Raw genomic sequence first — 19769 nt, 5'->3', positions numbered from 1 at the left:
GAATTGACCAACTAAAACAGTCAAGTATTCAGCCTTTTCCGTCGGCGTCGGTTTCGTCCCGCACGCAGTCAAAATCTTCCTCGTGCAAAGGTGGCAACTCGCCGTTCTGGTATTCGCTGTTCACCTTGCGAATGGCCTTGCACATGCTTTCGATGCGATCGTCCACCGCGTGCATGTGATCCAGCAGCGAACGCATGGCCCTGGCCACAGGATCCGGCATTTCTTCGGTAACCCCGTAGGCATCGAAGCCCATCCGCTCTTCCATCTGCTTGCGACGGACATCATCTTTGCCCTGACGCTTCACAATCACCCGGCCAGGAATGCCAACGACGGTCGCGCCCGCAGGCACCGCCTTGGTCACCACGGAATTGGACCCCACCTTAGCGCCCTCTCCCACTTCAAACGGCCCCAGGATCTTGGCACCGGCACCAACTACCACACCATTTCCGATGGTGGGATGGCGCTTGCCTTTATTCCAGCTGGTACCGCCCAGAGTAACCCCCTGATACAGGGTGACGTCGTCACCGATAACAGTGGTTTCGCCGATAACCACGCCCATACCATGATCAATAAAAAACCGCCGGCCAATGGTTGCGCCCGGATGAATCTCGATACCGGTAAACCAGCGGGCCAGGGTAGACAGGGTTCGGGCCAGCCACTTCAGCCCCAGGTTCCAGAGCCAGTGAGCCAGCCGGTGGAACAACAAGGCATGCAACCCGGGATAGTTGGTAAGCACCTCGAAGGTGTTCCGTGCCGCCGGATCCCGGCGGAATACGCTGTTGATGTCTTCCCTTAATCGCTCGAACATGACCTTATTCCCGCCCTTCGTCTGCGGAGGGTTCCGCCGTTGGTTTATGCTTCTTACCACTTTGCTGGGTTCCGGCGGCCTTCTGGACTGCAGAGAGTACGCCTCTCAGGATGTTTATTTCCATTTCATCCATCCGTGCCCGCTGGAACAGCCGCCTTAACCTGCTCATTAACTGACGCGGATTGTCACGGCGATGAAAATTCACATCCACCAGCACCTGCTCGAGGTGGCCAAAGAACCCTTCCACATCATTCACTGTTGCCGGCGGCACATCCCAGCCGTTATCCCCCGGCGCTACCATAGCCTCAAGGTAGGCGCTGGACTCGCCCTCTTCAAGACCCCGCAGGTACTGCATGCGCAGTTCATAGCATATCACCTGAACCGCCATGGCCAGGTTCAGCGAACTGTAATCAGGGTTCGACGGAATATGGATATGATAGTGGCAACGCTGAAGTTCGTCGTTCGACAGCCCGTGATTCTCCCTGCCAAATACCAGGGCTACCCGCCCCTTCGCACTGTGCTCTGAAGCCATGGCCGCCGCCTGCGGAGGCGCCATCACCGGCCAGGGTACCTTGCGGCCGCGGGCGCTGGTGCCCATCACCAGGATGCAGTCCGCCAGGGCTTCATCCAGCGAAGAAACCACCCGGGCCCGGTCAAGCACATCGGAAGCACCGGCCGAACGAGCGTAGGAGGCTTCATCGGGGAAAGACGAAGGATTCACCAGCCAGAGATTCCCCAGCCCCATATTCTTCATCGCCCGGGCTACCGCACCGATATTTCCGGAGTGGGAGGTTTCAACCAGAACAATCCGGACCTGATCGTTGAAAGTGTCGCTTCCTTCCTGCGGCATTGCGTGCTTGTGCATGTTCGTGGGGCCTGTGACTGGTCGTACATTCGCGAAAAAGAGCGGCATGATAGCAGAAACCCGACCGTTTCCGCTCTCCGGAAATCCCGCAACTTCGCCCGAACCCCATGGTATCCGTGGATTTCCTGAGCCAAAAAACGTACAAGCGAAGGGAGTTTTTGCTATGATAGCCGGCCTTAACACACCCGGATAATGAACACTCAGATGCAACCAGCAATCAAAATGGCCCTGCGCGTTGCCCGCCAGGGATCCGACTACCTGAAAGCCCACTTCGAGCGCCAGGAACCTAACGGTAAAGATGAGTCTGACCGCCTGCGCCAGCTGGAACGGGTTGAGCAGTCCATTTACGACAACTTTGCCGAACAGCTTGAAAAGGCCTACAAAGACCACACCATCGCTCCGATGGGCGAGGCTGATGCCAACGGTAGCGATAAAAGCTGGCACATTTTCCCGGTTCTGGGGCGTGAGAATTTTGTTCGGGGCATTCCCGAGTTCGCCCTGGCCCTGTCCCAGAAAAAGAACAACCGCACCGAGAACCTGCTACTGGTTAACCCGGTGACCGGCGAGGAATACTCCGCCAGCCGCGGCCATGGTGCCGCCCTGAACAGCCGCCGCGTGCGGGCTTCCGATGTAAAACTGCCAGCCAAGGCTGCAATCTCCACCAACCTCCTGGACCAGACCCGTCAGGGCGATGATCCGATGGTATGGGGCGAAATGGCCGCAACACTGGCCAGCGAAACCGCCATGTTCCGCACCTCTGGCTGCGTGGTCCTGGATATTGCCCGGGTTTCCGCTGGCCTGCTGGATGCAGCCGTTATCTTCCGCCCTGCCGCAGCTGACCTCGACCTCGGGGTTACCCTGGCTATGGAATCCGGCGCACTGACCGGCGACTTTTCCGGTAATCCCTCGGCTGGCAACGCCCGTCAGCTGATTGTGGCGAACCCGAAACTGTTCCGTGAAGTCCTGAAAGTACTGCACCCCTTCCGGGGTCGCCTGCCACGGTAAATTTACCGGGCACAAAAAAACCGCCATCCTTTCGGGTTGGCGGTTTTTTTATGCCGGGCCACAAGGGCCCGGCAGGCATGCATTACATGCGATTCAACCACTCGGGCGGCTGCTCTTCCTCCGCCTCGTCGCCGGCACCTTCCTTTGCAGGCACCATCAGGTCTTCGCGGGTTACACCCATCACCATCAGCATGTTCGCAGACACATAGATGGAGGAATAGGTACCCACAACCACACCGATCATCAGAGCCAGGGCGAAGTTGTTGATCGCCTCACCACCGAGGAAATAGAGCGCAATCAGCACCACCAGTGTCGTACCGGAGGTGTTGATCGTACGAGTGATGGTCTCGTGGATGGACTGGTTGATGATATCCCACGGCTCCCCTACCCGCATTTTCCGGAAATTCTCCCGGATACGGTCCGCCACGACGATGGTGTCGTTCAGGGAGTAACCGATAATGGCCAGCAAGGCTGCCAGAACAGTCAGGTCAAAGGTCCACTGGAACAGCGCGAACACACCCAGCACAATCAACACATCGTGGGCAAGCGGAATCACCGAGGCGATACCGAACTTGAACTGGAAACGCATACCGACGTAGATCAGTACTACGGCCAGCGCAATCAACAGCCCCAGACCACTGTCTTCTTTCAGCTCGTCACCCACCTGGGAGCCGACAAACTCGGAACTCACCAGCTCCAGCTCGGCGCCCGTGCGTGACAGCACCTCGGTCACCTCGTTCGCCAGCTCATCGTTACCTGCTTCCGCCATGCGGATCAGCACGATGGTGTCAGCCCCGAAGTTCTGCACCGAGAACTGCTCGTAGCCGGCTTCCGTCAGCTGGGTACGGATTTCATCAAGGCTCGGAGCCTCGGCATATTCGAACTCGACGGAGGTGCCGCCGGTAAAGTCCATGCCGAGATTGAGGCCGCGAATGCCCAGCAACGCAATAGACGCAATTACCAGGGCGATAGAGAGCACCGAAGCAATCTTTCGGAAGCCCATGAAGTCAAACGGTTGCTTTTCGGTATCAGCCATTGGCCAGCTTCCCTCCGATCGAAAGTTTCTCGACCCTGCGGCCGCCATACACCAGGTTCACCATGCTGCGCCCGACCATCAGGCCGGTAAACATGGAGGTCAGGATACCGATACACAGGGTAACGGCGAAGCCCTTGACCGGGCCGGAGCCCATAGCGAACAGAATCACCGCCACCAGCAGCGTGGTGATGTTGGCATCGAAAATGGATACAAAGGCGCGACTGTAACCGGAGTTGATCGCACTTTGTGGCGGCACGCCCGATTTCAGCTCTTCCTTTATTCGCTCAAAGATAAGCACATTGGCATCGACGGCCATACCCACCGTCAGAACGATACCGGCAATACCCGGCAGCGTCAGGGTGGCCGAAAGTATCGACATACACGCCACCAGCAACATCAGGTTGAGGGTCAGCGCCACGTTGGCCATCATGCCGAAGCCACGATAGAAGAGCGCCATGTAGATCAGGACCAGGGCAAAACCGATCATTACCGACATCAGGCCGGCATCGATGTTCTTCTGACCCAGGCTTGGCCCGATGGTCCGCTCCTGCACAAAGTACATCGGCGCCGCCAGTGCACCGGCACGCAGCAGCAGTGCGAGTTCCGCAGCTTCGGGAATGGAATCCAGGCCGGTGATACGGAAGCTGCTGCCCAGGGCAGACTGCACCGTTGCCAGGCTGATCAAGCCCTTCTCTACTACGCGCTTTTCGGTCTCGACAATCTCGCCATCGACTTCGCGGGTTTCGGTCTCGGTACGGTACTCAATAAACAGCACCGCCATCCGGCGACCGATGTTATTGCGGGTCGCGCGGTTCATCAGGTCACCACCCACAGAATCCATGGTGATGTTAACCTGCGGCTGACCGTTCTCGTCGAACGCCTGCTGGGCATTTGCCACGTTGTTACCGGTCGCAATAACGTCCCGCTCCAGGCGGGCTGAACGATTAGGCTCATCCCGGAAGCTAAACTGCTCGGTTTCGGCAGAGGCGGTGTCCTGGCGTGCTTCCATCCGGAATTCCAGGTTAGCCGTAGCCCCCAGAACCCGCTTGGCCTGCGCCGTATCCTGCACGCCCGGCAGCTCCACGATAATCCGGCTCGCGCCCTGGCGCTGTACCAGCGGCTCGGCAACACCCAGTTCGTTTACCCGGTTACGGATAGTGGTCAGGTTCTGCTCCAGGGCGTATTCCTGGATATTACGAACTTCGGCTTCAGAAAGGGCGAGCGAAATCAGGAATTCACCACCCTCGGTGCTCTCGTCGAGCAGGAATTCGTTGTAGTTGTCACGAATCAGCGTGAATGCTTCCGCCCGAGTCTCCGAATCGCGGAAACTCAGGATGATGTTGCGGTTCTCGCCCACGTCACCGCCCCGGTAGCGGATGCGCTCTTCCCGCATATCCCGCTTGATCTGGCCTGACAGGGCCTCAAGGCGCTGGTTAACCGCTGTTTCCATATCCACTTCCAGCAGGAAGTGAACACCGCCGCGAAGATCCAGGCCCAACTTCATGGGGCCGGCGCCCAGACTCTGCAGCCAACCGGGAGTCGACGGAGCCATGTTCAGGGCCACCAGGTATTCCCGACCCAGGGCCGCCTGCACTGCCGGCCTCGCCCGCAACTGGTCATCGGAACTGGTCAGGCGAATCAGTGCGTCCCGCTCTTCTAGAAGGCTGGATTTGACTTCGATACCGCGGCTTTCGAGTTCGCCAAGTGCGCGGTCGAGCACACGCTGGTCTACCTCGGTGCTACCACGGGCGCCGGTGATCTGGATGGCGTAGTCGTCGGGGAAAAAATTGGGTAAGGCGTAAATAAACCCGATGACCAGTGCAAACACGATCACCAGATTTTTCCAGAGAGGATACTTGTTCAGCATGGGATCCCTTTGAGCCGACTGGTCGCCGGTCTTGGTGTGTCAGCCAGTATGAATCAGCCGGCGCCACAGGGCGCCGGCGCCTGACCAGCTCAGATATCCTTCAGCGTACCCTTCGGCAGGGCGGCTGCTACAGCTACTTTCTGAACCTTGATTTCTACGTTATCGGACACTTCCAGAACGATGAAGTCGTCCGCAACCTTGGTAATGCGACCGGCTACGCCGCCGGAAGTAACAACTTCGTCCCCCTTGTTCAGGCCGGACATCAGAGCTTTGTGCTCTTTTGCACGCTTGGACTGCGGGCGCCAGATCAGGAAGTAGAAGATCAGGATAAAGCCTGCGAAGAAGATGATCTGACCCATCACGCTCATACCCTGGGCGCCCGGATCCTGAGCCATGGCCAATGCAGGCATCAGAGACAGCAGACCGGCGATGAGCAGTTTGATTGATTTCATTCAGGTTCTCCGTTTATTGACTTGTCTAGGTGTAAAACTTGATCAGGAATCGCCCAGCGGCGGCACACTTTCGCCGCGTAAGGCATAGAATTCGCTTACAAAGTCGGACAATGTACCTGCTTCAATGGCGCCACGCAATCCGCTCATCAGGTTCTGGTAAAAGCGCAGATTGTGGATGGTATTGAGCTGAGAGCCCAGCATTTCACCACACTTGTCCAGATGGTGCAGGTAACTCTTCGAGAAATTCTGGCAGGTGTAACAGTCACACCGCTCGTCCAGGGGCCCGGTGTCATGCCGGTTCTTGGCATTGCGAATCTTCACGATACCGGTTGAGGTGAACAGGTAACCGTTACGGGCATTCCGGGTGGGCATTACACAGTCGAACATATCGACACCGCGGCGCACGGCCTCAACAATATCTTCCGGGCGACCCACGCCCATCAGGTAGCGGGGCTTGTCTTCCGGCATCTTGGGCGGCAGATGATCCAGAATGCGGATCATGTCTTCCTTCGGCTCCCCTACCGACAGGCCACCAATGGCATAGCCGTCAAACCCGATATTAGTCAACCCTTCCAGCGAGCGGTCCCGCAGGGATTCATACATGCCACCCTGAACGATTCCGAACAGTGCCGCAGGATTACCCTCATGGGCATTCTTGCTTCTTTCTGCCCAGCGCAGGGACAACTCCATGGATTCCTTCGCCTGCTTCTCGGTGGCAGGATAAGGCGTACACTCGTCAAAAATCATGACGATATCCGAGCCCAGGTCCCGCTGCACGCCAATGGCAATCTCCGGCGACAACTCCACTTTCGAGCCATCCACCGGTGAACGGAAGGTTACGCCCTGCTCGGTGATCTTGCGCATTTCGCCCAGACTGAATACCTGGAAACCGCCGGAGTCCGTGAGGATCGGCCCCTGCCACTGGGTGAAGTCGTGCAGGTCACCATGGGCCTTGACCACTTCCGTACCCGGCCGGAGCATCAGGTGGAAGGTGTTGCCCAGAATGATTTCCGCACCGATTTCCTTGATGTCCCGGGGCAACATGCCCTTGACGGTACCGTAGGTGCCCACCGGCATGAACGCCGGCGTCTCGACCGTTCCCCTGGGGAAGGTCAGGCGGCCACGCCGGGCCTTGCCATCTTCTCCAAGTTTCTCGAAGCTCATGAAACAGGAATTACTCACAGGGATTCTCCACGGGATTCCGGTTGATCAGTATCGGCTTGGCCAGACGCAGCCTGGCGCCCAAGGCTTGGCTGCTGGCCGGTCAGGAACATGGCATCACCGTAGCTGAAAAACCGGTAACGCTCCTGAACCGCCTCACGATAAGCAGACATAATATGTTCATAGCCGGAAAACGCACTAACCAGCATGATCAGCGTGGACTCCGGCAAATGGAAATTGGTGACCATCGCGTCCACCGTCTGAAAACGATAGCCGGGATAGATAAAGATATCGGTTTCACCCCGAAAGGCCGACAGCACGCCGTTCTGACTGGCGGATTCCAGCGAGCGTACCGAGGTGGTGCCCACCGCCACTACCCGACCGCCCCTGGCGCGGGCCTGATTCACGGCATCTACCGTTTCCTGGGGAACGTGGGCAACCTCACTGTGCATCACGTGGTCTTTGACGTTATCCACCCGAACCGGCTGAAAGGTACCGGCGCCTACGTGCAAGGTGACGTAGGCAAACTCAACGCCCTTTTCTTTCAGTAGCCCCAGCAGGTCATCGTCAAAGTGAAGCCCGGCGGTAGGCGCCGCCACGGCACCCGCCTCCTTGGCGTAGACGGTCTGGTAACGCTCCCGGTCTGACTGATCGTCATCCCGCTCCATATAAGGAGGCAACGGCATGTGGCCAATGCGCTCGAGCACATCAAGAATGGGTTCTTCGCTCTCGCAGACAAAGCGGAACAGGGCATCTTCCCGACCGGTCATAAGCAGGGCCGTGCCATCCTCAAGCAACACCCGCTGCCCCGGCTTGGGAGACTTTGAAGAACGGGTGTGGGCCAGGATTTCGTGTTCACCGACCACTCGCTCAACCAGCACCTCTACCCGGCCACCGGTCTCCTTCTGGCCGAACAGGCGCGCGGGAATAACACGGGTATTATTGAACACCAGAAGGTCGCCAGGCTGAAGCAGGTCAGGCAGGTCAGTAAAACGAAGGTGCCGGGTGTGGCCGGTAGGGCCATCGAGATTCAGTAAACGGGATGCACTGCGTTGTTTGAGCGGGTAACGGGCGATGAGCTCGTCCGGCAGGTCAAAGTGGAAATCAGAGACGTTCATGGGCCGGGCTATTCACGACGCCGCAGGTTGCGGCCAATAAGTGGTAGCGGCGGGCGGACTCGAACCGCCACGGGTTTTACCCCAACGGATTTTGAATCCGTCGTGTCTACCAATTTCACCACGCCGCCATCGGAGAGTGGGAGGATTATACTGACCCTGATTCTGAAAGCAACCGATCATTCATCCCAGGATGCAAGCTGCCCCGGCGCTTGCCAATTTTCAACAAATTCACGGGTTTCCGGCCGTGGCACGGGTGGCTTTTCCTGCACCACAGTACCCGCATACAGAAAGCCGACTATCGATTCGCCTTCCGCCAGCCCAAGGCCACGATGCACCTGGGCATGGTAGGTAACCGGGCCGGTGCGCCACATGCCGCCGTAACCCGCATCGCGCAATGCCAGGCCGATAAATGCCATGCCGGTGGCAGCAGACATCACCTGCTCTACTTCCGGTACCTTGGGATGATGTTGCGGTGAGGCAATCCCGACAATCACCATCGGAGCCCTCAGCGGTGCTTTACGGGATTTTTCGACTTCCTGCTCACTGGCGGTTTCCGGGCAGGCAGAGGCGAACAGCTCGCCAAGGGCCTCCAGCGCCTCACCCTCTATCACCAGGTAGCGCCAGGGCCGCAACAAGGCATGGTCCGGAGCCCTTGCTGCACACTGGAAAGCCTGCTCGAGAACATCCCTGGGCGGAGCCGGGGCCTCCAGGCGGGGCTCGGAGGCACGGTCAAGCAGAAAGCGGGTAACAGAGCTCATAGACACCTGTAAGAATTGTGGCTTATACGTAATACTGCTAACCTTCAGTGTTAGCTCACTTCAAAACTACAAAAAACCGGCAGCACACAATGAGCGACCAAAAGAATTTTAGCAACTCTGTGTCTAAATCTGTGTCTGGGGCCCGGCTCTGAAATGATGAACGCACCGGCAGAATTACGCAACGCTACCGGGTCCGCCGCTAAAGTTGTGCATGGCGACCTCTCCAGCCACGAAACCGTGGCTATTCCGCCTATGCCGGATTACAGCGGCCGGATTCTCGGGTATGGCGTCAACACTGCCATTATTATTACCGGCGTGCTGCAAGGTATCTTCCCGGGCTGGATGCTTTGGCTGGTCGCAGGCACCATGCTCTGGCCCCACGCCGCACACCTGATATCCCGTCGCACCTTTCTGAGACGATCTCCCCGCATCCGGCAGAAAATGCTGTTCCTCGACTGCGTGATCGGCGGTGGCTTTATCGGAATGATCGGATTAGTCGCCATTCCTGCGGTATCCACCGTGCTTATGCTGATGTTCAGCTGCCTGATTGTCGGTGGCACACGCCAATGGCTGGTAGGCACCTTGTTGATGGGCGCCGCCACGGCTGTGTCGGTTGCCAGCTTCGGTGTTGCCGAAAGCTTCCAGTCGCCACTGCTGACCAGCCTGGTCTCGGTGTTCGCAACCGGCACCTATATTTGTGTTACCGCGTACTATTCCCACCAGCAAGCCCGCGCCCTGCTCCTGGCCAAAACCCAGATCCAAAACCAGCGGGAGCAATCCATTGCCCTGTCGCACAAGCTTTCCAAATACCTGTCGCCCCAGGTCTGGCAATCCATCTTTACCGGCGAGCGGGATGTCCGGCTTGAAACCCAGCGCAAAAAACTCGCTATTTTCTTCTCGGACATCAAGGGCTTTACCGAACTCTCCGAAGAAATGGAGCCGGAAGCACTGACCGAACTGCTCAACCATTACTTCAACGAAATGTCGGAAGTGGCCCTGAAATACGGTGGCACCATCGACAAGTTCGTTGGCGATTCCATCATGGTCTTTTTCGGCGACCCCACCAGCCGGGGCCAGAGAGAAGATGCCTTTGCCTGCGTATCCATGGCCATCGAGATGCGCAAGCACATGAAGATCATGCGCCAGAAGTGGCGAAGCCAGGGTATCAAGACACCGTTACAGATCCGTATGGGCATCAGCACCGGCTACACCACCGTCGGCAACTTCGGCGCTGAAAACCGCATGGACTACACCATCATCGGCAAGGAAGTAAACCTCGCCAGCCGCCTGGAGTCCCTGGCGGATTCCGGCGAAATCCTGATTTCCTATGAAACCTTCTCGCTGGTGAAAGATCGCATCATGTGCCGCGACAAGGGCGAGATCACGGTTAAAGGCTTTGCCAAGCCGGTGCCAATCTATGAAGTGGTGGACTTCCGCCGCGACATGGGCCCGCACCGCAGCTTCATGGAACACGAGCACAGCGGATTTGCCATGTATATGGATTCGGAAAAGATTACCGAGAGAGAGCGCAAGGCCATACTGGCCGCCCTCGAAGACGCCGCCGACCGGCTGCGCATCGAGGAAGACAGCGAATAACCCCCGCCTTTACTGCCGCACCAGGCGCGGCCCGGGACCCTGCTCAGGGCTGGTGCTGCGCCACGGATTGATATCCAGCCCACCCCTGCGGGTATAGCGTGCACACACCGTCAGTTGCTCCGGTTTGCAGCGGGCCATCAGGTCTGTAAACACCGTTTCCACGCAGTGCTCGTGAAAGTCCTGCTTCTGGCGAAAGCTGACGATGTAGCGCAACAGTCCGGATCGATCTATCTTCTTGCCCTGATAGCGGATCATCACCGTTGCCCAGTCCGGCTGACCGGTAACCGGGCAGTTGCTTTTCAGCAGGTGCGAACACAGCTGCTCGCTGACCTCCTCACCAGACACCATCAGGGACTCCGTCGAGTACTCGTACACCACATCATCTACCGGCTCGTCATCAATCAGCTCATACCCTTCCGGGCGCCCGATAGCCGGCGCCGAGTCATCCACACTGAGCAGACGCACATCCACCGACGCTCCACAGGCACTGGACAGGTCAGCGGTAATGGTTTCCGCCACCTGTTCGACGGTGGAGAACACGGCCTGGTTGAGGGAATTCAGGTACAGCTTGAGCGACTTGCTTTCAATGATGGACGGTGACGCGGCAGGAAAGCGGATCTCCGCCCAGGCGACCGCCGGCACGCCACCAGGCCGAAGCCAGGAGATTTCCCAGGCTTGCCAGAGATCTTCCCCGAACCAGGGCCAGCGACCGTCTTCCAGGCCGATGCGACGCCGATTCTCTTCCCGTGCGACCGGAAACAGTAGCGAAGGATCGTACTGATCCGGGTATTCGCTGGATTTACCCAGCGGAGCGTTATGCAATGCCATGTCGTAAAGATTCCCCGATCAGTGACGGATGCCTTTGCCCCGGGCCAGCATGCGCAGTGCAACGGCAGCCAACAGGACAATAAAGACGACAATCATACCAAGGGAGATGAACGGATTAACGTCCGAAACACCCAGTATGCCGTAGCGGAACCCGTTCACCATGTACAGGATCGGGTTGATCATCGACGCCCCCTGCCAGAACGCCGGCAGCAGGTCGATACTGTAGAAAACACCACCGAGATAGGTCAGCGGCGTGAGCACGAACGTCGGCACAATGGAGATGTCATCAAACTTGGTAGCCAGCATGGCATTGATAAAGCCGCCAAGGGAGAACAGTGCCGAGGTCAGGAACACCGTAATCACCACCATGGGCAGATTGTGGATAGACAGCTGGGTAAACGCCAGGGACAAGAGGGTAACAATCAGCCCGATGCTCAGGCCCCGGGCCATACCACCCGCCACATAACCTGCCAGTATCGTCCAGTTGGGTACCGGCGACACCAGCAACTCCTCGATGCTGCGCTGGAACTTCATCGAAAAGAACGACGACACCACGTTAGCGTAGGAGTTGGTGATCACCGCCATCATGATCAGGCCAGGCACGATGAACTGCATATAGTCGTAGCCGCCCATGTCGCCGATCCGGGAGCCGATCAGGTTACCGAAGATGATGAAGTACAGGGTCATGGTGACCGCCGGCGGCAACAGCGTCTGCGGCCAGATGCGGGTGAAGCGGCGGATTTCCCGCAGGACAATGGTCTGGAACGCGATCCAGAGGGCCTGAATGGTCATGCTTTCACCCCCGAGCCGTTTTCGGCTGCCCGGGCATTGTCTTCGACCATTCGCACAAACAGCTCCTCCAGCCGGTTGGCCTTGGTACGCATACTCACCACTTTGATTCCTTGACGTTCCAGTTCGACAAACAGGGAGTTCAGGCTCTGACCTTTCTCCACATCGACTTCCAGGGCGCCGTCTTCGTTAAGACTGCTACGGAAGCCGTCCAGTTCCGGCGCGGAATCCATCAATTGTTCTGTATCCAGAACAAAGGTTTCCACGTTCAGCTGCTGCAGCAGTTCCCGCTTGCTGGTGTGCCGGATAATCTCGCCGTGGTCGATAATGGCGATGTTACGGCACAGGGCTTCCGCCTCTTCCAGGTAATGGGTGGTCAGGATAATGGTGGTGCCCTGGCGGCTCATCTCTTCCAGGAACTGCCACATAGAGCGCCGTAATTCGATGTCGACACCGGCGGTCGGCTCGTCAAGAATCAGCAACCTGGGTTCATGCACCAGCGCCCGGGCAATCATCAGGCGCCGCTTCATACCGCCGGACAGCATGCGGGACGGGGTGTCTCGCTTGTCCCACAAACCAAGCTTGCGCAGGTATTTTTCGGCAGAAACCCTGGCCTGCTTGAGCGGAATGCCGTAATACCCGGCCTGGGTGGTGACGATATCAATGACTTTCTCGAACTGGTTGAAGTTGAACTCCTGTGGCACCACACCAAGGTTCAGCTTGGCGCCCGAGAGATCCGTATCGATATCGTGGCCAAACACCCTCACCTTGCCGCCACTCTTGTTCACCAGGGACGACACTATGCCCAGGGTCGTGGATTTGCCGGCACCATTGGGGCCCAGCAGGGCGAAAAAGTCCCCTTCCCTGACTTTCAGATCGATTCCCTTCAGGGCCCGGAAGCCATCGCCGTAGCTTTTCTCCAGCCCTTCGATTTCGAGTGCAAAGGTCATAAACCGTACCGTTTCCGAAATTTACCTGGCAAGCCAGGCTAAAAAGTAGAGAGCTATTGAATTGTGGCAAAAGGCGGTATTTCAAGGCCGCGGATTACAAACCGGCCAGCAGGCCAAACCCCCAAACTGCGACAGGATTCCCGATATACTCCAGGCACCGTCCCTATAATGCCGTTACAACAACTTACAAGACACCTGTCACCAGGCATCGGGTGCTTCAGGTCAACGCGAAGGGATTGTACGACATACCATGAAACTCGTTCACCTTACCCGCCTGTTTCTTCCACTTTCCGCTGCCGTGGTTTGCACCGGCTGCCTGGACAGCGGCGGCTCCGGCTCTGACGACACCCGCATCGGGCGAATCAATTACCAGGGCCTCAGCGGACTGACCTACACCACCAACAGCCAGAGCGGTGAAACCAACGAGGCCGGCGAGTTCCGCTACTATCTCGGTGAAACCCTGTCACTGAAAGTGGGCCAGTTACCGATCATCGATAACGTTCCGGCACAGGATTTTGTCAGCTTCCTGGATTTTCAGCCGGAACTGCGGGAAGCCCTGAAAACCGCCAGCGTGAACGATCGGGGCCTGAAAGATCACCGGCCGGTGGAACTCAATCTGCTCCTGAACAACACCGAACTTCAAAACCGCACACGATTCCTGCTGGCGCTGGACTGGTCCGGCAACGTGAGCGAAGGCGAAGGCATCGACATTCGCCCGAGAGTGATCGAGCAGCTGAATGCAGCGATTAACGATCCGGATATCCCTGACACCCTCGATTTCACCGTGAGCGCCCAGGATTTTTCCGCGGCAGATTCGCCAGCGAACCGCATTCTGCAAAGTATCTGCTTCTACCCTGAGGATGACCGCCTCTGTGGCGCGCCGCCCAGCCAGCAGGAAATTGAGGCAGCACCGTCTCGCCCCGAAAACGACGAGGACCTGGACCCGAACACCGTTTACAAAGAAGACCTGCAATCCCTGGCCGACCGAATCCGCGAAGCTGTCAGAACCCTGGAAGATGTCGACAGTGAGCAGGCTGAAAACTACCTTGAGCGGGAGCTGGCAAGCATCTCCAATCATTACGGCCGCCGTTACTTCCTGAAAGAATCCCGGGCCCGCCATCCCGCCAGCGACACCGGCATCAAAACCATTGAAGTACGAAAAATCGGTGGTGAGGCGGCATTAGCCGAAATCGAGGCAGTCAGCGCCCGCCCGAATGATATCGCGGTGCACTCCTGGAGCTGGCAGACGGCGGAAGTAGAGTACTATGTGGCGGGCGACACCGGTGGTGAATCCGACATCCGGATCAACTTCAGGCCCGAAGACACCTACCGGTGGATTACCAAGGATATCCGGGTAATTATCGACTGAGCAGCTTGCCCAGCGACCAGCGGGACTCGGCTCCGGTCACATCATAGCCGGCCGGGTCCAGCCCTTCCGTACCATTGGGCAAGCACTCTTTAACAGACAGCATCGCCTCTCCGGATTTCGATTCGTTATAGCTGGCCAGGTCGATAATCTTTGCCGTTTTACGGGACTGGCGACCGGCATCCTGCATCACCATGACACTGGGCCACAGCCGCCGTTCCGGCGAATGGGAAATCACAATGCCCCGCTGCCCGTCTGACAGCTCCACCAGGCTGCCGGTGGGGTAAACCCCGATTGCCTTGATGAAGGCCTCGACCAGGTCATCCTGAAACTCGATGTTACGCATTTCGTAAAGCATCGACACCGCTTTCGCCGGCGTCAGTGAATCGCGGGTTTCGCGGGGCGTAATCAGCGATTCGAAAAACTCGGCAATACCGGCGACCTTGGCCAGCAACGGAATTCTGTCGCCTTTCAGCCCTTGAGGGAAACCGGAACCGTTATGGCGCTCTCGATGGTTCTGAACCACTGTCATCACTGCCCGGGACAGCCCCGAGTTTTGCAAAAGCGCCACACCTTGCTCGATATAACCACGATAATGTGTGTACTCTTCCGCAGAAAGCTGTTGCTCGCGCTCTACCAGGTCTTTTGGCAACGCAGTCTTACCTGTCTGGGACAACAGGCAGCCCATCGCCAGGTGGTTAAGCAAACCTTCATTCAAGCCCAGTTGACGACCACAAACCAACGCCCAAACCGCTGTGTTCAGGGCGTGCTGGTAAAGAAAATCATCATAGTGGCGGGTACGGCTGAGCCACAGCAAGGCACTGGGCTGACGAACGACACTGGAAACCATCTTGCGGGTGAGATCAGCTACCGGCCGCAAATCGGGGGCCTTGGCGGAGCGAATAGAATTAAAAACCTTCTGAAGAGCCGCCTCGCCATCGTCGAGAAGTTCCCGCGAAGCCTTTATTTCCTTACGCAGAGGTACCGTAACCTGGTGGCTGACCGGCTCGCGGATACTCAGTGGCGGCAGTTTCAGCTCGTTCCGGCCATTACCCCGCCCGGAAGCCCGCTGGCTGAACAGGCGGACATTGCCCTCTTCCTGGTCAACCTTCTGCCGCGCTTCGGCAACGTCTACCTTGACCCACTTGCAATGGGAATGCAGGGCCCGGATATCGCTCTGAGAACGAATGTAGAACCCCTGAATGGGGAATGGCGTCTGGTGCCATGGACGATCGAGATCCGACACAAACATGCCGATCTCGAGGTCATGTACCATTATCTGTTTTTGACTTACGCCCACCACACACCTCGGCTCAAGCTTTTGACACTATTTTACAGTTTGCCACTTCCGCAAAAAGACGCCACCTTAATTTAGTAGCTATCCGTCAATGTACATCGCCGCCAGGTAACTCAGTTTATCTTTGTGAAACAAACTGTATCCGCGGGACACCCGTCACAGGTTCGCTCAGGCGGATCACTCTGCCTTGCACCGGGATTCATCAAAAGCCGGCAAGCGCGCACTCAAAGAGCCTCTGGGTACCCGCCTGGCGAACACGGTATAAGCCACCGCTGAGGAGCGGATGTAATCGACGTTAACTTCTTCGTCACCCCGGATTAGTTGCCGCTGCGCAGGCTCACAGGAAACCCGCAAAGAAAACTGGCCGCCCAGCTCCGCAATGCGCCCGGCTCCGTCCGGGGATGAAACTGTCATACACGCGGTGGTGCCGGATGCCGGCTGGCCTGAACCCGCCACAGTGTCCCGGGCCGGATCTGCACAGGCCCGGATGCCATCTCCGCACTCCCCTGCCTGGTCATGACTGTCATCAGCCAGCCGCCAGACCCGCTCGCTGCACTCCGTTTCCACCTTCATGGTGGTGGACTTGTCAGACAGCAACCACCAGTCAGGATAGTCGGCGCTATCCCAGTGCACCCTTACCTGGCGGCTTTCGCCGGCCGAATTCTCCGCTGGAAACATGGCGTAGTGAGTGTAATAGCTGGCACACCCCGACAACCCGAGCAGGGGCAGGAGTGGCAGTCCAAAAATCACAACACTTCGGGCGATCGACGGGCATTTCATCAGTAAAAACCTTCCTTGCTTGACTCACTCCATTATCGACGGCCTGCCGTTTTTATCTACGTACTACTCATCATTCTGCGGCACCAAATTATTCCAAAAGGGTTATTGACTCCGATGCTGATAGTAATGAGAATGGTTGACGTTTATAGTTGCTTGTAAGATTCATCCACATACAGGCCCAAAGTCCAAAGGAACGAAACCATGCGAATGAAACTTGCCGCTACCGCTGCCATCGCCCTGACGGCCCTGCCCCTGACCGCTTCTGCAGACGGCGAAGTGAATATCTATTCTTACCGCCAGGCTTACCTGCTTGAACCTCTGTTGAATGCCTTTACTGACGAAACCGGCGTCAAAACCAACGTGGTTTTCGCCAAGCAGGGCCTTGCAGAGCGCCTGGAGCGTGAAGGCCGAAACAGCCCGGCAGATATCGTAATGACGGTCGATATCTCCCGCATTAACGAGCTGGTCGAGAAAGACCTGGTTGCCGGTGTTGAGTCAGACACGCTGAACAAGAACATTCCGGAAAACCTGCGCCACCCGGAAGGCAAGTGGTATGCACTGACTACCCGTGGCCGCCTGATTTTCACCTCCAAAGAGCGCGTGGAAGCCGGTGAAATCGCCAGCTACGAAGACCTGGCCGATGACAAGTGGGAAGGCCGCATCTGTACCCGCAGTGGCAAGCACCCCTACAACATCGCCCTGATTTCTTCGATGATTGCCCACCATGGCGAGGAAGCGACCCGGGAATGGCTGGAAGGCGTTAAAGAGAACCTGGCCCGCAAACCGCAAGGTGGTGACCGAGACCAGATCAAAGCCATCGCCGAAGGCGTGTGTGACGTAGCCATTGGCAACAGCTACTACTATGGCAACATGCTGATGGACGAGAACCAGCGCCCGATTGCCGAACAGGTGAACCTGGTATTCCCGAACGCTGAAGGCCGCGGCACCCACGTAAATATCAGCGGCATCTCCCTGACCAAGAGCGCTCCCAACAAGGACAACGCCATCAAACTGATGGAGTTCCTGTCATCGCCGAGCGCCCAGCGTATCTACGCCGAGGCAAACACCGAGTACCCGGCTAACCCGGAAGTGAAGCCCACCGGCCTGGTGGCTGAATGGGGTGAGATCAACCCTGATGGCCTGTCTCTCCAGGAGATTGCCAACAACCGGAACGCCGCAGTAAAGCTGGTCGACACCGTGGATTACGACGGCTGATCCATCAGTAACTGATCGATAGCTTTTATAGCTGACTCGAAAGGTGCTCCGGAGGGTTCCGGGGCACCTTTTCTTTTAGCAGGACAAAAGGAAATGACCCGCATCATTGCAGGGAGCATGCTCAGTATCTAAAATCGGAACACTTCTCATCACCACTATCAGAACGGATCACTCATGACAGAGGTCGTTACCAGCGCCAACCCGGGTCTTTCGCAACCATTGCTGGCCAAACGAACCTCCAAACGATGGATGATCAGCGCACTGGTCACCACTGCCATCGTCGCATTACCCGTTCTGTCGGTGATTATCCTGGCCCTGTTCCCGGAAGAGAACATCTGGCCGCACCTCCTGGAAACCACCCTGCCCCGCTACCTGGTGACTACCATCAAGCTGATGATCGGTGTGGGCGTAATAACACTGGCCATCGGGCTGGCAACGGCCTGGGCCGTCACCATGTGCGAATTCCCCGGCCGCAAGTTTTTCGAATGGGCGCTGATGCTGCCCTTTGCGGTGCCCGCCTACGTGATCGCCTATGTATATACCAGCCTGCTGGATTACGCGGGCCCGGTTCAGATTGCCCTGCGGGACTGGTTTGGCTGGCAAAGCGCCGCCGACTACTGGTTTCCGGAAATACGCAGCCTGGGCGGCGCGACCATCATGATCGGACTCGTACTGTACCCCTACGTGTACCTGCTGGGCCGCGCTGCGTTTCTTGAACAGTCCCCATCGCTGTTTGCGGTCAGCCGCAGCCTTGGCCATTCTGCCCTGAGCACCTTCTTCAAGGTGGTGTTGCCCATTGCGCGCCCGGCCATCGCCGTAGGCTTGTCGCTGGTGTTGATGGAAACCCTGAACGACTTCGGCACCGTGGACTTCTTTGCGGTACAAACGCTCACCGCAGGCCTGTTCGATACCTGGATGAACCTGGGTAATCTGGGGGGAGCCGCGCAGATTGCCACCACCATGCTGATGTTCGTGGTGCTGCTGGTGACGCTGGAACGCTATTCCCGCCGCCGCCAACAACAGTTTGCCGCCCGGGACAACCGTGAGCCGCTGCACCGGTTCACCATGTCTTTCCCGCGCCAGATGATTTGCGTGGTGGTGTGTGCCGTACCACTGGTACTGGGCTTTGTCATTCCCGGTGCAACGCTCGGCTACTACGCCTGGGAATATTTCGATGTAAGCTGGAACCCCGACTTCCTGCGCAACACCATGAACAGCCTGTTCCTGTCCGGCTCGGCCGCCCTGACCACGCTGGTAATCGGGGTAACCCTGGCCTATAGCCGCCGGCTGCACAACACCCGTGGCATGCAGGTGCTGATGCGCCTGTCCTCATTGGGGTATGCCATGCCCGGTGCCGTATTGGCAGTCGGTGTGATCGTCCCCCTGGCCGGGTTTGATAACTGGCTGGATTCCCTGATGCGGGATTACCTGGGAGTCAGTACCGGCCTGCTGCTCAGCGGCAGTGCCTTTGCCCTGATCTTCGCCTACACCGTCCGCTTTCTGGCAGTATCAGCCGGCAGCGTGGAAAGCGCCCTGCAGAAAGTAACCCCAAGCATGGATATGGCGTCCCGCTCACTGGGCCACAGCCCCGGCAAAACCCTTGTGAAAGTCCACCTGCCGATGCTCAGGGGTACACTGATTACGGCGGCACTGGTGGTCTTCGTGGACTGCATGAAGGAGCTGCCGGCAACGCTGATACTGAGGCCTTTCAACTATGAAACCCTGGCCACTTACGTGTATCAGTTTGCGTCTGACGAGCAGCTTTACCATAGCGCACTGCCGGCGCTGATCATTGTACTGGCCGGTATCATCCCGATTATTCTGATGAACCGCTCCATCTCCAATTCCCGCTCCATGGCTTAGGGCCGGTTTTCAACT

At 57.6% G+C, this 19769-nt stretch carries 18 protein-coding genes and 1 tRNA gene; 5 read left to right on the top strand and 14 right to left on the bottom strand.

Annotated features, from left to right (window positions below; translation table 11 throughout):
• Nucleotides 1-28 precede the first annotated feature (28 nt).
• Together cysE and trmJ are read right to left on the bottom strand one after the other, a co-directional pair.
• The gene (cysE, locus tag B9Q17_RS09545) at nt 29-808 is read right to left on the bottom strand and encodes a serine O-acetyltransferase (RefSeq protein ID WP_094625053.1); all 780 of its coding nucleotides are present in this window, start codon (nt 806-808) and stop codon (nt 29-31) included.
• A 4-nt stretch (nt 809-812) separates the two neighbouring features.
• Nucleotides 813-1673: a tRNA (cytosine(32)/uridine(32)-2'-O)-methyltransferase TrmJ gene (gene trmJ / locus B9Q17_RS09540; RefSeq protein WP_094625052.1), complete on the bottom strand. Its 861-nt coding sequence runs from the start codon at nt 1671-1673 to the stop codon at nt 813-815.
• Nucleotides 1674-1877: 204 nt separating this feature from the next.
• Between trmJ and B9Q17_RS09535 the strand changes: the two genes are divergently transcribed.
• Nucleotides 1878-2678: an inositol monophosphatase family protein gene (locus B9Q17_RS09535; protein WP_036219547.1), complete on the top strand. Its 801-nt coding sequence runs from the start codon at nt 1878-1880 to the stop codon at nt 2676-2678.
• 82 nt (nt 2679-2760) lie between these two features.
• Here the strand turns inward: B9Q17_RS09535 and secF are convergent, their stop codons facing one another.
• The 7 genes from secF to B9Q17_RS09500 form a co-directional block, all read right to left on the bottom strand.
• Nucleotides 2761-3714 (bottom strand): protein translocase subunit SecF, encoded by a 954-nt coding sequence (secF, locus tag B9Q17_RS09530; protein WP_094625051.1) that lies wholly within the window; start codon nt 3712-3714, stop codon nt 2761-2763.
• A complete protein-coding gene (secD, locus tag B9Q17_RS09525) occupies nt 3707-5581 on the bottom strand; it encodes a protein translocase subunit SecD (protein ID WP_094625050.1) in 1875 nt (624 codons plus the stop codon). Before secD ends, secF begins: the two co-directional genes overlap by 8 nt.
• Before the next feature lie 89 nt (nt 5582-5670).
• The gene (yajC, locus tag B9Q17_RS09520; RefSeq protein ID WP_227498326.1) at nt 5671-5976 is read right to left on the bottom strand and encodes a preprotein translocase subunit YajC; all 306 of its coding nucleotides are present in this window, start codon (nt 5974-5976) and stop codon (nt 5671-5673) included.
• A 99-nt stretch (nt 5977-6075) separates the two neighbouring features.
• Nucleotides 6076-7197, bottom strand: coding sequence for a tRNA guanosine(34) transglycosylase Tgt (tgt, locus tag B9Q17_RS09515; RefSeq protein ID WP_094625137.1), 1122 nt, complete (start codon nt 7195-7197; stop codon nt 6076-6078).
• 14 nt (nt 7198-7211) lie between these two features.
• Nucleotides 7212-8312 (bottom strand): tRNA preQ1(34) S-adenosylmethionine ribosyltransferase-isomerase QueA, encoded by a 1101-nt coding sequence (gene queA, locus B9Q17_RS09510; RefSeq protein WP_094625049.1) that lies wholly within the window; start codon nt 8310-8312, stop codon nt 7212-7214.
• A 41-nt stretch (nt 8313-8353) separates the two neighbouring features.
• A tRNA-Leu gene (locus B9Q17_RS09505) sits at nt 8354-8440 on the bottom strand.
• Nucleotides 8441-8488: 48 nt separating this feature from the next.
• Complete coding sequence (locus tag B9Q17_RS09500) at nt 8489-9070, bottom strand: nitroreductase family protein (protein ID WP_094625048.1); 582 nt, start codon at nt 9068-9070, stop codon at nt 8489-8491.
• Nucleotides 9071-9223: 153 nt separating this feature from the next.
• On the opposite strand from B9Q17_RS09500, the gene B9Q17_RS09495 reads away from it, so the two are divergent.
• Nucleotides 9224-10666 carry an adenylate/guanylate cyclase domain-containing protein gene (locus B9Q17_RS09495; protein WP_094625047.1) on the top strand — a complete coding sequence of 481 codons (1443 nt, stop codon included), beginning with the start codon at nt 9224-9226 and terminating at the stop codon, nt 10664-10666.
• Nucleotides 10667-10675: 9 nt separating this feature from the next.
• Here B9Q17_RS09495 and queF read toward each other — a convergent pair whose 3' ends face one another.
• Genes queF through B9Q17_RS09480 form a run of 3 tightly spaced genes read right to left on the bottom strand, consistent with a single transcriptional unit; the run spans nt 10676 to nt 13233 of the window.
• The gene (gene queF / locus B9Q17_RS09490) at nt 10676-11494 is read right to left on the bottom strand and encodes an NADPH-dependent 7-cyano-7-deazaguanine reductase QueF (RefSeq protein ID WP_094625046.1); all 819 of its coding nucleotides are present in this window, start codon (nt 11492-11494) and stop codon (nt 10676-10678) included.
• Nucleotides 11495-11512: 18 nt separating this feature from the next.
• Complete coding sequence (locus B9Q17_RS09485) at nt 11513-12286, bottom strand: ABC transporter permease (RefSeq protein ID WP_022989190.1); 774 nt, start codon at nt 12284-12286, stop codon at nt 11513-11515.
• Nucleotides 12283-13233, bottom strand: coding sequence for an ABC transporter ATP-binding protein (locus B9Q17_RS09480; protein ID WP_094625045.1), 951 nt, complete (start codon nt 13231-13233; stop codon nt 12283-12285). Before B9Q17_RS09480 ends, B9Q17_RS09485 begins: the two co-directional genes overlap by 4 nt.
• A gap of 250 nt (nt 13234-13483) precedes the next feature.
• Between B9Q17_RS09480 and B9Q17_RS09475 the strand changes: the two genes are divergently transcribed.
• Nucleotides 13484-14602 (top strand): organic solvent ABC transporter permease, encoded by a 1119-nt coding sequence (locus B9Q17_RS09475; protein WP_094625044.1) that lies wholly within the window; start codon nt 13484-13486, stop codon nt 14600-14602.
• Here B9Q17_RS09475 and B9Q17_RS09470 read toward each other — a convergent pair.
• Together B9Q17_RS09470 and B9Q17_RS09465 are read right to left on the bottom strand one after the other, a co-directional pair.
• The gene (locus B9Q17_RS09470; protein WP_244177355.1) at nt 14592-15875 is read right to left on the bottom strand and encodes a cyclic di-GMP phosphodiesterase; all 1284 of its coding nucleotides are present in this window, start codon (nt 15873-15875) and stop codon (nt 14592-14594) included. The genes B9Q17_RS09475 and B9Q17_RS09470 overlap by 11 nt on opposite strands.
• A 198-nt stretch (nt 15876-16073) precedes the next feature.
• Nucleotides 16074-16676 carry a hypothetical protein gene (locus tag B9Q17_RS09465; RefSeq protein WP_094625042.1) on the bottom strand — a complete coding sequence of 201 codons (603 nt, stop codon included), beginning with the start codon at nt 16674-16676 and terminating at the stop codon, nt 16074-16076.
• Nucleotides 16677-16877: 201 nt separating this feature from the next.
• Here B9Q17_RS09465 and B9Q17_RS09460 point away from each other — a divergent pair, with 201 nt between their 5' ends.
• Together B9Q17_RS09460 and B9Q17_RS09455 are read left to right on the top strand one after the other, a co-directional pair.
• Nucleotides 16878-17891, top strand: coding sequence for a Fe(3+) ABC transporter substrate-binding protein (locus B9Q17_RS09460; RefSeq protein ID WP_058340517.1), 1014 nt, complete (start codon nt 16878-16880; stop codon nt 17889-17891).
• A gap of 174 nt (nt 17892-18065) precedes the next feature.
• Nucleotides 18066-19754: an ABC transporter permease gene (locus B9Q17_RS09455; protein ID WP_094625041.1), complete on the top strand. Its 1689-nt coding sequence runs from the start codon at nt 18066-18068 to the stop codon at nt 19752-19754.
• The last annotated feature ends 15 nt before the right edge of the window (nt 19755-19769 follow it).

Source organism: Marinobacter vinifirmus, from assembly GCF_002258215.1.
Classification (GTDB): Bacteria; Pseudomonadota; Gammaproteobacteria; order Pseudomonadales; family Oleiphilaceae; genus Marinobacter; species Marinobacter vinifirmus.
The sequence above is the reverse complement of the archived record's forward strand: the minus strand, read 5'-3'. Positions and strand labels throughout refer to the sequence as shown.

Bases quoted from the DNA above. Each gene is read 5' to 3' on its own strand.
- queF (WP_094625046.1), bottom strand. From the start codon at position 11,494: ATGGCATTGCATAACGCTCCGCTGGGTAAATCCAGCGAATACCCGGAT.
- B9Q17_RS09460 (WP_058340517.1), top strand. From the start codon at position 16,878: ATGCGAATGAAACTTGCCGCTACCGCTGCCATCGCCCTGACGGCCCTG.
- B9Q17_RS09475 (WP_094625044.1), top strand. From the start codon at position 13,484: ATGAAACTCGTTCACCTTACCCGCCTGTTTCTTCCACTTTCCGCTGCC.
- B9Q17_RS09455 (WP_094625041.1), top strand. From the start codon at position 18,066: ATGACAGAGGTCGTTACCAGCGCCAACCCGGGTCTTTCGCAACCATTG.
- B9Q17_RS09480 (WP_094625045.1), bottom strand. From the start codon at position 13,233: ATGACCTTTGCACTCGAAATCGAAGGGCTGGAGAAAAGCTACGGCGAT.
- secD (WP_094625050.1), bottom strand. From the start codon at position 5,581: ATGCTGAACAAGTATCCTCTCTGGAAAAATCTGGTGATCGTGTTTGCA.
- B9Q17_RS09470 (WP_244177355.1), bottom strand. From the start codon at position 15,875: ATGGTACATGACCTCGAGATCGGCATGTTTGTGTCGGATCTCGATCGT.
- trmJ (WP_094625052.1), bottom strand. From the start codon at position 1,673: ATGCACAAGCACGCAATGCCGCAGGAAGGAAGCGACACTTTCAACGAT.
- secF (WP_094625051.1), bottom strand. From the start codon at position 3,714: ATGGCTGATACCGAAAAGCAACCGTTTGACTTCATGGGCTTCCGAAAG.
- tgt (WP_094625137.1), bottom strand. From the start codon at position 7,197: ATGAGCTTCGAGAAACTTGGAGAAGATGGCAAGGCCCGGCGTGGCCGC.
- B9Q17_RS09485 (WP_022989190.1), bottom strand. From the start codon at position 12,286: ATGACCATTCAGGCCCTCTGGATCGCGTTCCAGACCATTGTCCTGCGG.
- cysE (WP_094625053.1), bottom strand. From the start codon at position 808: ATGTTCGAGCGATTAAGGGAAGACATCAACAGCGTATTCCGCCGGGAT.
- queA (WP_094625049.1), bottom strand. From the start codon at position 8,312: ATGAACGTCTCTGATTTCCACTTTGACCTGCCGGACGAGCTCATCGCC.
- B9Q17_RS09465 (WP_094625042.1), bottom strand. From the start codon at position 16,676: ATGAAATGCCCGTCGATCGCCCGAAGTGTTGTGATTTTTGGACTGCCA.
- B9Q17_RS09500 (WP_094625048.1), bottom strand. From the start codon at position 9,070: ATGAGCTCTGTTACCCGCTTTCTGCTTGACCGTGCCTCCGAGCCCCGC.
- B9Q17_RS09495 (WP_094625047.1), top strand. From the start codon at position 9,224: ATGATGAACGCACCGGCAGAATTACGCAACGCTACCGGGTCCGCCGCT.
- yajC (WP_227498326.1), bottom strand. From the start codon at position 5,976: ATGGCTCAGGATCCGGGCGCCCAGGGTATGAGCGTGATGGGTCAGATC.
- B9Q17_RS09535 (WP_036219547.1), top strand. From the start codon at position 1,878: ATGCAACCAGCAATCAAAATGGCCCTGCGCGTTGCCCGCCAGGGATCC.